General features: G+C 51.0%; 14 protein-coding genes. All 14 read left to right on the top strand.

Annotation, left to right across the window (positions count from 1 at the left end; translation table 11 throughout):
- Positions 1-27 precede the first annotated feature (27 nt).
- Positions 28-1,380: a TldD/PmbA family protein gene (locus ABDB91_RS10515; protein WP_347487609.1), complete on the top strand. Its 1,353-nt coding sequence runs from the start codon at positions 28-30 to the stop codon at positions 1,378-1,380.
- Positions 1,381-1,705: 325 nt separating this feature from the next.
- A complete protein-coding gene (gene aroQ, locus ABDB91_RS10510; RefSeq protein ID WP_347487607.1) occupies positions 1,706-2,155 on the top strand; it encodes a type II 3-dehydroquinate dehydratase in 450 nt (149 codons plus the stop codon).
- Position 2,156: 1 nt separating this feature from the next.
- Complete coding sequence (locus ABDB91_RS10505; protein WP_347487604.1) at positions 2,157-3,227, top strand: Xaa-Pro peptidase family protein; 1,071 nt, start codon at positions 2,157-2,159, stop codon at positions 3,225-3,227.
- Positions 3,228-3,364: 137 nt separating this feature from the next.
- Positions 3,365-3,922 carry an elongation factor P gene (gene efp / locus ABDB91_RS10500; protein ID WP_347487602.1) on the top strand — a complete coding sequence of 186 codons (558 nt, stop codon included), beginning with the start codon at positions 3,365-3,367 and terminating at the stop codon, positions 3,920-3,922.
- A gap of 130 nt (positions 3,923-4,052) precedes the next feature.
- Complete coding sequence (locus tag ABDB91_RS10495) at positions 4,053-4,487, top strand: CD1247 N-terminal domain-containing protein (RefSeq protein ID WP_347487601.1); 435 nt, start codon at positions 4,053-4,055, stop codon at positions 4,485-4,487.
- A 317-nt stretch (positions 4,488-4,804) separates the two neighbouring features.
- Positions 4,805-6,493 (top strand): FAD-dependent oxidoreductase, encoded by a 1,689-nt coding sequence (locus ABDB91_RS10490; RefSeq protein ID WP_347487598.1) that lies wholly within the window; start codon positions 4,805-4,807, stop codon positions 6,491-6,493.
- Positions 6,494-6,806: 313 nt separating this feature from the next.
- Positions 6,807-7,766, top strand: a complete 960-nt coding sequence (gene spoIIIAA, locus ABDB91_RS10485; RefSeq protein ID WP_347491579.1) for a stage III sporulation protein AA — start codon at positions 6,807-6,809, stop codon at positions 7,764-7,766.
- The gene (gene spoIIIAB / locus ABDB91_RS10480) at positions 7,754-8,272 is read left to right on the top strand and encodes a stage III sporulation protein SpoIIIAB (protein ID WP_347487596.1); all 519 of its coding nucleotides are present in this window, start codon (positions 7,754-7,756) and stop codon (positions 8,270-8,272) included. The genes spoIIIAA and spoIIIAB overlap by 13 nt, the downstream gene beginning before the upstream one ends.
- An 18-nt stretch (positions 8,273-8,290) precedes the next feature.
- Entirely contained in the window at positions 8,291-8,494 is a 204-nt protein-coding gene (gene spoIIIAC, locus ABDB91_RS10475) for a stage III sporulation protein AC (RefSeq protein WP_166511606.1), read from the top strand.
- Positions 8,495-8,505: 11 nt separating this feature from the next.
- Positions 8,506-8,892, top strand: a complete 387-nt coding sequence (spoIIIAD, locus tag ABDB91_RS10470; RefSeq protein WP_347487594.1) for a stage III sporulation protein AD — start codon at positions 8,506-8,508, stop codon at positions 8,890-8,892.
- A 7-nt stretch (positions 8,893-8,899) separates the two neighbouring features.
- Entirely contained in the window at positions 8,900-10,105 is a 1,206-nt protein-coding gene (gene spoIIIAE, locus ABDB91_RS10465; protein WP_347487593.1) for a stage III sporulation protein AE, read from the top strand.
- Between the two features lie 17 nt (positions 10,106-10,122).
- Entirely contained in the window at positions 10,123-10,770 is a 648-nt protein-coding gene (locus ABDB91_RS10460) for a stage III sporulation protein AF (protein WP_347487591.1), read from the top strand.
- A gap of 126 nt (positions 10,771-10,896) precedes the next feature.
- Positions 10,897-11,502 carry a hypothetical protein gene (locus tag ABDB91_RS10455; protein ID WP_347487589.1) on the top strand — a complete coding sequence of 202 codons (606 nt, stop codon included), beginning with the start codon at positions 10,897-10,899 and terminating at the stop codon, positions 11,500-11,502.
- A gap of 73 nt (positions 11,503-11,575) precedes the next feature.
- Positions 11,576-12,187, top strand: a complete 612-nt coding sequence (locus ABDB91_RS10450; protein ID WP_347487587.1) for a SpoIIIAH-like family protein — start codon at positions 11,576-11,578, stop codon at positions 12,185-12,187.
- Positions 12,188-12,289 lie beyond the last annotated feature (102 nt).

Genomic DNA, 12,289 nt, shown 5'->3' with positions numbered 1-12,289 from the left:
AACCTAACTGAAAGGAGAGAGTAACAGATGAGTGCCCAATGCAACAAAATTGCGGAAAGAGCGGTACATAAAGCTATAAAAAACGGCGCCGCCATGGCCGAGGCGTATATCAGCAACAGTAAAGAGCTGGAAATTGAAGTGCGCAATAACGCAGTAGAAACAATGAAATTGGCCGAAGACAGGGGTATGGGTATACGGGTCTTCCAGGACGGTAAAACCGGTTTTGTTTTTACCACTGATTTAGGCGATGCGGCCGTGGATGAGGCGGTAAGACAAGCTTTAGCCAACGCAGGTTTGTCCGAGCCCGACCCGCACCGGTTGTTGCCCCGGCCGGCTCCCGGCTATCCAGCCATGGATTTATATGACCCGGCTATCCGGGCTGCCGCTGTGGAGGATAAAATCGACATGGCCCGCAATATGGAAAATGAGGCCCGGACCGCTGATAAAAGAGTCAGTATCATAGAAAGTTCCACGTACCAAGATGGCGAGGCCGAAGTTACTTTGGTGAACTCTCACGGCCTGTCACTATATTACGGAGGCGCTTATTGCGGTATGTACATCACTTTGGTGGCGGGCGAGGGAGAAGAAAGCCAGACCGGGTTTGCTATGAAGTTCGGCCTGCGCTATGCCGACCTTGATCCGGCCGCTCTTGGCAGGCAGGCTGCGGGCCGGGCGGTGCGCATGCTGGGGGCCAGGCCCGGAGTAACGCAGCAGGCGGCAGTGGTGTTGGAACCTTATGTGACCACCGGTTTCTTAGGGCTGCTGGCCCCTGCTTTGTCCGCTGAGGCAGTGCAAAAGGGACGCTCTCTTTTGGCCGGTAAAGTAGGGCAGCAAGTGGCTGCGGAACAAATCAATATTATCGATGACGGTACTCTGCCCGGTGGTATTGCCTCGGCGCCTTTTGACGGTGAAGGAGTACCCACTTCCCGAACGATGCTGGTGAAGGGCGGTCGACTGCAGGGATTCTTACATAACACATATACCGCCGCCAAAGATGGGGTATTATCCACAGGCAACGGTGTGCGAGGCTCTTTTAAAGGAACGCCCGAGGTGGGCACCACCAACTTTCTTATCGAACCGGGGGATAAAACTGCCGAACAGATCATCAGCGATATATCCAGCGGCCTTTATGTAACCGAGGTAATGGGTCTGCACACTGCCAATCCTATATCAGGTGACTTTTCTCTTGGGGCCGGCGGTTTGTGGATTGAAAACGGCCGGCCGGCCTACCCGGTGCGGGGCCTGGCTATTGCCGGCAATATCATGGAAATGTTGGGCCGGGTTGATGCGGTGGGCAGCGACCTGCAATTCTTCGGCGGCCGGGGAGCTCCCACTATCAGAGTATCCCGCATGAGCATCAGCGGCGGAGGGCAAGCTTAATGAACCTGTGTTTAGCTAAGGCTGAACATCGGGTTTCAGATGAGGGGGATTCTACCCCCGCCTGAAGCAAAAAACAGGAACTTCATTTTATGGAAAACGGGAGTCTTGGAATTTGATAAGCTTAATACCGGCTATTGGCAATCGGAAACCGGTATCCGGTAGCCGGCGTTCGTGAATTGGTACCCGGTCTCCGGGACAGCGCCGGAGCCGGCCTTGGTGAATTGCGTTATAATGCGTATCGCCAAGTACCCGATACAGTTTGTCAGGACTATGCAATCAGGGTCATTTGTGTTAAAATATTCCCATCTTTTTTGAGGTGATGTGGATGAAAATACTGGTCCTGAACGGTCCCAACCTCAACATGCTGGGGAAAAGGGAACCAGGTGTGTACGGTACCGGATCGTTGGATGAAATAAACGATTCTTTGCGGAAACTGGCTCAGCAGCTCGGCGTGGATATCGGCTTTAGGCAGTCCAATCACGAGGGTGTGCTGGTTGATGTGCTGCATTCCGCCGATGATGAGTATAATGCTGTAATTTTCAACCCGGGTGCTTATGCCCATTACAGTTACGCATTGCGGGATGCGGTGGCGGCCATTGCTTTACCGGTAATTGAAGTGCATATTTCCAATATTCACACCCGTGAGGAGTTCCGCCGCTTCTCCGTCATTGCTCCCGTGGCGGCGGGGCAGATATCCGGCTTTGGCGCGCCGGGGTATCAATTGGCTTTGCGGGCCGCGCTGGAACTGGCTCAGACAACCGTACCGGAGGATTAAAATGCAAACGCGAGTAAACAAACTAGCCGCTGCCCTTAAAGATAACGCTCTTGATGCGCTGCTGGTACTGCAGCCTGAAAATCGTTTTTACTTGAGCGGCTTTACCGGTGATGCAGGTGCGCTTCTTATAACAGCCGGGCAGTCCTTTTTAATAGCTGACTTTCGGTTTATGGAACAGGCGCGGGAACAAAGTCCGCACCTGACGATAATAAAAATGGAGACTACCCTGGCAACTGCACTGGCGGACATGGCCGGCCGGCTGAATTTGTCTGCCCTGGGCTTTGAGGCGGATTACATAAGTTATAAATTTTACGATACACTGCATGAAAAACTGGATCAAGTAACACTGCGCCCGGTTGACGGTATTGTTGAGCAATTCCGGCTGATTAAAGATAAAGATGAGCTGGCAGCCATACAAAAAGCCATGACGCTTTTAGATGAAGGATTTAAACATATCTGCAATTTCATCAAACCCGGTATCAGCGAAAGAGAAGTGGCGCTGGAATTGGAAATGTTTATGCGCCGCCGGGGTGCGGAGAAAACCGCGTTTCCGTTTATTGTAGCCTCCGGTCCTCGGGCCGCGCTGCCGCATGGTGAGGCGTCGGAAAAAAACATCAATCCGGGTGATGTTATAACATTGGATTTTGGCGTGGTAACGGATGGCTATAATTCGGATATGACCAGGACGGTGTCTTTAGGGGCGCCAAACGCGCAAATCAAGCAAATCTATGGTATTGTGCTGGAAGCCCAGCTGGCCGGTTTGGCGGCGGTAAAAGCAGGTGTGGCGGCCAGCGCGGTAGATAAGGCAGCCCGGGATGTTATTACTTCCCATGGGTATGGCGAATATTTCGGCCACAGCACCGGGCACGGTGTGGGTCTGGCGGTGCATGAAGGGCCGCGAATTTCCTCCAGGGATGATACAATTCTGCGGGAAGGCATGGTGATCACCGTCGAACCGGGTATTTACCTGCCCGGCACCGGGGGCGTGCGCATTGAGGACAGCCTGGTAGTGGAAAAAGACGGCTGTCGATTGCTAACCAAATCACCCAAAGATTATCTTATTGAGCTTTAATACAGGTGAGAAAGTGATGTAAAAGGAACAATTTCCTACACGTAATACACGTAAATTACTCGGCTTGCGGTGCGGTAAGGGCTGATTTGCCGGGGGTTAAAATAATAAAAACAGGATATTTCGAGGAGGCGGAGTGGTTGGTTTCAACTAATGATTTTCGTACCGGTCTGACCATAGAAATGGAAGGCGATGTCTACCAGGTGGTAGAATTTCAACATGTAAAGCCGGGCAAAGGGGCGGCTTTTGTACGTTCCAAGCTGAGAAACCTGCGCACCGGCGCCGTAGTGGACAAGACGTTTAATGCCGGTGAAAAAATGCCCAAGGCGAGGATAGAGCGCCGGGAAGCGCAATATCTATATAGTGACGGCGCTGAGTATCATTTTATGGATATGGAAAGTTTCGATCAGTTCAGTATGAATACCGAACAACTGGGCGATGCTATTAAATTTCTAAAGGAAAACATGACTATTATCATTATGACGTTCCAGGGACGCTCCATCGGTGTGGACTTGCCTAATGTTGTGGAGCTGGAAGTGGTGGAAACGGCGCCGGGTATTAAGGGTGATACCGCTTCCGGCGGCTCTAAGCCGGCCACTTTGGAAACAGGTTATGTAGTGCAGGTACCGTTTTTTATTAATACGGGCGATGTGCTGCAGATAGACACCCGCACCGGACACTATATCAAAAGAGCTTAATTTTTCGGTAAACAGTCGGGTGAGATAATGATAAGTAAAAGTCTTTTACCTTAATAAGGAAATAAATGTTTAAAAACCCCCGCAACGAGAGATACTAATTTTGTTATGTAACAAAAAAGGGGGTTTTTTTGTGTCCGATCTTAAATCAAAAGTGGCTTACCTGCAGGGACTGGCCAACGGTATGAATGTGGAGGCCGACAGTAAAGAGGGCAAGCTGCTGGGCGGCATTATCGATGTGTTGGACGAATTTGCCGAGTCATTTTCCGAGTTGGAGGAATCCCAGGAACAACTGGAGGATTATGTGGAGACCTTGGATGAAGATTTATATACTCTGGAAAATGATATGCATGACGGGGAGGACCTGGAAGAATACATGGAGGTGGACTGCCCGCGCTGCGGGGAAACGGTGCTGTTTGATCCCGGCATTATTGAGGATGATGATATTGTTGAAGTTACCTGTCCCAATTGCGATGAGGTGGTTTTCGTAAACGACGATGATTTTGAAGCTGCGGATGAACCGGAGATGTTGCATAGCCGGAGCAGGGTGATCGAAGAAGATATATAAATCAAAATAATGTAAGCTTTTCCGGTGTGTGGATGATGCATAGCTGCTTTTGCTTTGGCAAAGGCAGCTATTTTTACGTTAAGGCACATCCCTATATAAAAACATTTAGATATAGGGATTAACGGGTAAATAAATGGTTTTTCCGCTGACACCGATTCATTTAGTGGATGTTACAGGCTTAACCGGTTCTTGACTTTACCCGCCCCTCCCAATTACAATAAGTCCAGGTTTTTAATGATAAAGTATTTAAAATTAAACCAACCGGGCCGGGGTTGTTTAGCACCCCGATTAAAATTTAACAGGCAGGTGGATAAATAATGAGTGCTCAGAAAATAGTAATTATCGGCGGCGTGGCCGCGGGGCCTAAAACAGCCGCCAGGGCTCGTCGGGTAGCCCCTGATGCGGAAATTACCATTATTGAAAAGGACAAACTGATTTCCTATGCGGGATGTGGTATGCCTTTTTATTTAGCCGGGGAAGTGCAGAAATTCGATCATTTGTTTGAAACTACTTACGGTATTATTAGAAACGAAGAATATTTCTGGCGTGAAAAGGGTGTTCGGGTAATTACCCGCACCGAGGCCAAATCCATAGACAGGGATAAAAAAGAAGTACATGTAGAGAATCTGGAGACGGGTGAGAAATATACTGTTCCTTACGATAAGCTGGTCCTGGCAACGGGCGCCCAGCCTTTCGTGCCGCCTATCGAGGGCTTGAACCTGAAGGGTGTGTACAAATTAAATCACCCCGACGATGTCCGGCAAATCAAGGAGTATCTCAGTGAGGCGGACGGCGGTGAGGCTGTTATCGTGGGGGCCGGCTTTATCGGTTTGGAAACGGCGGACGCTTTAATGAAAATGCGCATGTTTTGCTCGGTGGTCGAACTGCAGGACCAAATTTTGCCCAACGTGTTGGATAAGGATATGGCCGAAATGCTGGCTAAAAAATTAACGGATCAGGGCCTGGAGTTTTATCTGGGGCATAAAGTTTTGAAACTGGAAGGGGACGAAGACGGTCGTGTTGCAGCGGTAGTTACCGATCAGGGTCCCATTGAAACCGAACTGGTTGTGGTATCGGTGGGTGTGCGTCCCAATGTACAGCTGGCTAAAGATGCCGGGCTGGCCGTTGGTGCAACCGGGGCTATTGCCGTAAATGAACATATGCAGACCAGTGACCCGGATATTTATGCCCTTGGCGATTGTGTGGAAAATACTCACCTGGTGAGCGGCAAAAAGGTATTTGTGCCGCTGGCCACTTATGCCAACCGGCAAGGTCGCGTGGTGGGCGATAATGTAACCGGAGGCAATGAGGTCTTCCGGGGCATTTTAGCCACCGGGGTGCTGCATACCATGGGCTTTAATATCGGCCGTACCGGGCTGGGCGAAAAACAAGCCCGCGATTTGGGCCGTCGGGTAGTTACGGCGGTCTATCACGGCTTTGATCGCACCCATTACCATCCCGAGCACGGCATGGTATTGATGAAAATGATTGTCGAGGAAGATACGGGTAAAATTTTAGGCGCGCAGGCGCTCGGTGAGGGCGATGCCGTGAAGCGTATCGATGTAGCGGCTACGGCCATCACCATGGGGGCTACCGTGGAGCAGCTCTTTGATGTTGACATGGGTTATGCGCCGCCGTTTGCCACCCCTATTGATGTCAGTATGCATACGGCCAATATCATTCGCAACAAGATGGCCGGACTGGCGGAAACCGTCACAGTTCAAGAATTAAAGCAGAAAATGGACCGTGGCGACGACATGGTTATATTAGACGTACGCACCGAGCCGCAGTTTAAAATGCGCCGCCTTAAGGATGACCGGGTAAGGCTGGTGGTGCTGGGTGATGTGCGCGAAAAAATTGATGAGATACCCCGGGATAAGGAAATTGTGCTTGTATGCGCACTGGGTACCCGCAGCTACGAGGCTTTACGAACCTTAAAGGGCGCGGGATTTAAAGATGTTAAATTTATGGAGGGCGGCCTGCAAGCCTGGCCGTACGAGCTATAAAAATTTGCAGCCGGTAGAGAACGAATTAATTAAATAAAAAGTACAACAAAAACAGGCTGATATTGACCAATCAATATCAGCCTGTTTTTTGTTGTATTACAGGGCATAATTTTCCAATGTACTAAATAAATTATTAAATAAGCGAAGGACGGGCTGTTAATCAATGCACGGTGACGGTGTGTTGATGCCCGGGGGCGGAGGGATATAAGACTTGAAAAATGTTACAGGTAAACTAATGCAAACTCCCGGGGGAACGGACCGAATCGCATCCGGGGCCTCCGCTGAATCCTCAGCCGGGGCGTGGCGGCAGATAATGCCTGTGCTGCCGCCCAATCTGGCGGAGATTATCGGTCAGGTGCCGGCACGTTATCTGGCCGAGCTGGAGGAAATCAGGCTGCGGCGGGACAGGCCGTTGATGCTGAGCGTGGGAGGCAGTGATTATTTTATCCGCCGGGATGGTATGCCGGTGTTCGCGCCATCCGGCGTTTATCCGGTTAATGCCGCCGATCTGGAAAGAGTGCTGCACAATATCAGCGGTTCCTCCATGTATGCGCTGGAAGAAGAATTGAAAAATGGCTATGTTACCTTGCCCGGCGGGCACAGGGTGGGACTCACCGGCAGGGCCGTGCTGGAGAAGGGGCAGGTCAAAACATTAAAATATCTATCCGGTTTGAATATTCGCGTGTGCCGGGAAATCAAGGGAGCAGCCGATGGGCTGATTAAACACTTGATTGACCGCAAAATAAGCAATGTTTATCATACAGTGATTTTTTCGCCGCCCCGCTGCGGCAAAACTACTTTGCTGCGGGATCTGGTGCGTCAAGTAAGCAATGGATTGCCCGGTTTGCATTTTTCCGGGCGCACGGTAGGTGTGGTGGATGAACGTTCGGAAATTGCGGGGTGCCACCGGGGAGTGCCTCAAATGGATGTGGGGGTGAGGACGGATGTGCTGGATAGTTGTCCTAAAGCCCAGGGGATGATGATTTTGCTGCGGGCCATGTCACCTGATGTCATTGTTACCGATGAAATCGGCCGCATGGAGGATATTCACGCGCTGGAAGAGGTGTTTAACGCGGGTGTGCGCGTCATTGTAACCATTCATGGTTCATCACTGAGGGAATTGGCTAATCGCCCGGCCCTTCAATACCTGCTGCAGCTTAATGTTATTGAGAGGTTTGTGCTGCTGGGCCGTTCCCGGGGGGTGGGCACAGTGGAAAAAATATTCAGTGGTGCCGACCTGCACGGCATGGGGGTGAAAATGTGTTTAAGCTGATTGGCGGGCTTTTGGTGGTAGCGGCCAGCGGTTGGGCGGGCTGGCAGGTGTCCAGAAATTATGCGCGTCGGCCGGTGGAACTGCGCCAATTTATTGCGGCGCTGCAGCTGTTGGAGACCGAAATTACTTACGCGGCCACACCGCTGCCCGAGGCGCTGGGCGGGGTGGCCGAACAGGTTGATGCGCCGGCCGCTTCTTTCTTCCGGCAAATTGCTGATGATCTCGGTGCTCACCGGGGCTGCTCGGCCCGGGAAGCCTGGCATGATACTCTGGCGTGCTATGGATCTTGCAGCGCTCTGGGGCCGGGTGATTTGAGTATTTTGCGGGGGCTGGGCAATAGCATTGGTATCTCTGACCGGGAAGACCAAAGCAAACATTTGCGCCTGGCTGCGGAGCAGCTGAAAACGGCACTGGCTATAGCGGAAGACGCAGCGGCTAAAAATGTTAAAATGTGGAATTATATGGGTTTACTGGGTGGGATGATCATCGTTCTGGCGCTTTATTAAAAAGGAGGAATGTTTAAGGTGGGTGCCAACATTGATTTAATCTTTAAAATTGCCGGCATAGGCATTTTAGTGGCTGTGGCCCATATGGTGCTGAAGAATTCCGGCAAAGAGGACTATGGTTTTGCGGTGACCCTTACGGGTATTGCAGTGGTGTTGATCATGGTGATCCAAATGCTGGGCACCCTTTTCGATGAGGTTAAGACAGTTTTTAAATTATTCTAGGCGGTGGTGGTATGGATATTTTGCAAGTATCCGGTATCGCCCTGACCGGTGCGGTGCTGGCCGTAGTGTTGAAACAAAAGTCGCCGCCTATGGCCGTGCTGCTCAGTATTACAGTGGGGATAATCATATTCCTGCTGGTGCTCGGCAAAATAGGCGCGATTGTGGACATATTGCGGCAGCTGTCGGAGAGAGCCGATATTAGTTCTATTTACCTGGGCACACTGCTTAAAATTATCGGTATTGCCTATATAGCTGATTTTATAGCTCAGATCTGCCGGGATGCCGACCAGGGAGCTTTTGCCACTAAGGTGGAATTGGCCGCCAAGGTGATGGTACTGGTGCTGGCGGTGCCGATAATGGTGGCGGTGCTGCAGGCCTTGCTGCGGCTGATACCGTAAGGGGGTGATGATCATTGCAGCCGTAAAGTTTAATCAACGTATCCGGTGTGCGCTGCTGTTCCTAGCACTTTACCTCGGCCTGGCTCTGACTTTGCCTTTAACCTGCCTGGCGGCGCCCGATATTCCCGAGGAATTGGACGAGCAGGCGGGTAAATTGGATATGGCCGAGATCCAGCGGTTTGTTAACCGGATGGATCATGATTTGCAAAGTGCACTGCCGGAAACTGATTTTAAGGCGCTGGTTACCGGATTGGCCACCGGTCAAATTTCCATGCAGCCGACCGAGGTATTTAATCAGTGTATAAGTTATTTATTCAAGGAAGTGGTGGCTAACTCGGCGCTGCTTGGCAAGTTGGTTGTGCTGGCGGTAATATGCGCGGTACTGCAAAATATTACCGGCGCTTTTGAAAAGGGCACCACCGGGCAACTAACCCATATGGTGGCCTACCTGGTGCTGGTAACTATTGCCGTGGGTTCATTTGGACTGGCTATTCAGTTGGGCCGCGAGGTGGTGGATAAAATGGTCACCTTCATGCAGGCCCTGCTGCCGCTGCTGTTGACCCTGCTGGTGGCGGTGGGCGGAATAGCTTCGGCGGCTATCTTTCATCCCCTTATTTTTATTACTATTGCTGCTTTTGGCACCATTATAAAAAATGTTATTTTGCCGTTGATATTTTTTGCAGCGGTGCTGGAAATTGTGAGCGGGTTGTCCAAGCATTTTCAGGTGTCCAGGCTGGCCGGTTTACTAAAAGGAGCCGCCATGGGGCTAATGGGACTTTTAAGTACCATATTCCTGGGTGTAATGGCCATTCAGGGTGTGGCCGGGGCGGTGGGGGACAGCGTAACTTTTCGCACAGCCAAGTTTGCCGCCGATACATTTATACCCGTAGTGGGCGGTGTGTTCAGTGATGCTTTGGAAGCGGTAATTCGTTCGTCGCTGCTTATGAAAAACGCGGTGGGCATTGCCGGGGTGCTTATTATCATCATGATACTGGTGATCCCCCTGGTAAAGATAATTACTATTGCCTTTATTTATAAGCTGGCCGGGGCGGTAATCCAGCCCGTGGGAGAAGAAAGAATCAGCGATTGCCTGAACGGACTGGGCAACAGCTTGATAACTGTTTTTGCCGCCGTGGCCATGGTGGGACTGCTGTTCTTCTTTGCCCTGGCCATTGTGGTGGGCCTGGGCAATGTAACGGTAATGCTGCATTAAATGTGGGGGTCGGTGGCATGGATGTATTGCGCGAGCTGATACAAACCATTATTGTTATTGTGGTGCTGGCCGTGTTGGTGGAAATGTTGCTGCCCGGCGGCGATATGCGCCGCTATGTCAAAATGGTTATGGGGCTTTTGATTATCATGGCGGTAATGCAGGCGGCTGCCGGGGTTATACACAGCGAGCTGATGCGGGACGTGCCCGGAGTTACCGTGTCCGACACCGGAGCACCACCGCTTGAAGATATTATGGCTGCCGGGCAGGAGTTGGCGGATACAAATCAGGACAGGGCTGCGCAAACGTACAGTGAGGGCCTGTCCAGGCAGGTAATGTCGCTGGCCGGCATGAACCCCGATGTACGGGTGGTGGACGCACGGGTGAGTGTTGGCGGGGAAAATGGCGATATTAGCGAAATAACTATTGTTTTTGATGTTGCCGCCGAAGGTTTAACGGACGTTGACAGCCAGAATACCAACAACTCGGCCGGGGACTTGGGGGTGCGGCCGGTGGTGGTTGATCTTGGGGAAAAGGATGCTGCGGATGAGGTAAGCCGTGCTACACCAACGGCCGGGCAGGAAAAAGCCGCTGCGAAGGTAACCGCAATAGTCGCCGAATTTTATAATCTTCAGCCCGGGCAGGTTAAATGTGAGTTTCGGGAATAATTACCGCGAAATTCAACTGCAATATTACTAAAATCATGTCACTGCCATTTGACTTCGTAAGCATAAGTCCCTGTCATACTTAACTATTTGCAAACTTTAACTACTAATTACCATAGAGGTGATTATATGAACAGTTCGGATATTTTTAACCCTAAAAATAAAAAATTCTGGTCGATAGCCTTGCTATTGCTGTTGGGGATTATGTTGATGCTGTTGGGAAGCTGTGAGAGCGGCATGTTCAGCCCGGGCTCGGAAAAGGTCGGGCCGGATAACGGTGCGGCGGCCGGTTCCGGTAAGCCCGCTGCTTTAACCAGTTCGCTTAAGACTCAGGAGGAGAAAGAGCTGGCGGGGGAATTGCGCCGAATGCTGGAACAAGTGGCCGGGGCCGGACGGGTGGAAGTTATTGTACAGCTGGCGACTTCTACTCATAATGACTATGCTATTGATACCAATACCGGACTTAAAACTACCAGTGAAAATGACCAGAGCGGCGGCTCTCGCCAAATCACGGAAAATACCGATACCAGCACGGTAGTGATTGCCCGCGGCAACCAGGGACTGGAAGAGCCGGTGGTTAGAAAAGAAGTGGCGCCTGATGTAGCGGGTATTATGGTGGTGGCCGAAGGGGCCGGTATGCCCCGGGTAAAGTCCGATTTGTTCAGGGCGGTGCAAGTGGCACTGGGCGTGGAGCCGCAGAAAATTATCGTGCTGCCCATGAAAAAGGGGGCTTAAAGTATGATTCAGGCCGGATATGCAAGTGAGTTAAAAGCAACTGCGGATTTTATGCAGAGAGGAGGCATTAAAGGTGATAACGGTAATTAAAATAGATCGCAAAAAAATAATTCTGACAGTCCTTGTGTTGGCGGGTATTATCCTTTGCGCGGTGGGGTTCGGCGGAGTGGCCGAAAAAGTGGTGGGGCTGCGCGATAATTCTTCCACCCCTGCCGCGGTGACACTTACCCATCCTGAAAACGGCGGGGAAACCGCCACCGGCAATACGGACCCGGGAGAGGCCCGGCCTCTTGAGCAGGTGACGGTTGATGACATTGATAACGCGGCCGGCAGCTCTTATTTTGTTGAAGCCCGCATGAGCATGGAGCAGGCCCGGGGCAAAGAAATGGAAACTTTGCGTGAAGTGCTGGATTCGGAAGCGGATGAAGAAGTGCGTAAAACCGCTCAGGAGAGGTTAATGAATTTAAGCGGTAAAATGTCGCAGGAGATGGAATTGGAGAATCTGATTCGAGCCAAGGGCTACCGGGACGCCGCCGTGTTTTTGGACAGCGATACTGTAACCGTGATATTGCGGCCCGGTAAGGATATAGCAGCCGATGCCGATAATACCGCTATTGCCGGGCTGGTATCTAAAACCACCGGTGTAGCTGAGGACGGCGTAATTGTTATTACCAGGGAAGATTAGAATGACCTGGCAATGTTAGATCTCATGTGTAATATATATAGTACTGTATACAGTGTTATTTGCTTACATATTGTATACTTGCTCAAAATCTATTTTATTTTA

The sequence above is a fragment of the Desulfoscipio sp. XC116 genome (genome assembly GCF_039851975.1).
In the GTDB taxonomy this organism is placed as follows: domain Bacteria; phylum Bacillota; class Desulfotomaculia; order Desulfotomaculales; family Desulfallaceae; genus Sporotomaculum.
This window is presented reverse-complemented; position numbering and strand designations above follow the sequence as displayed.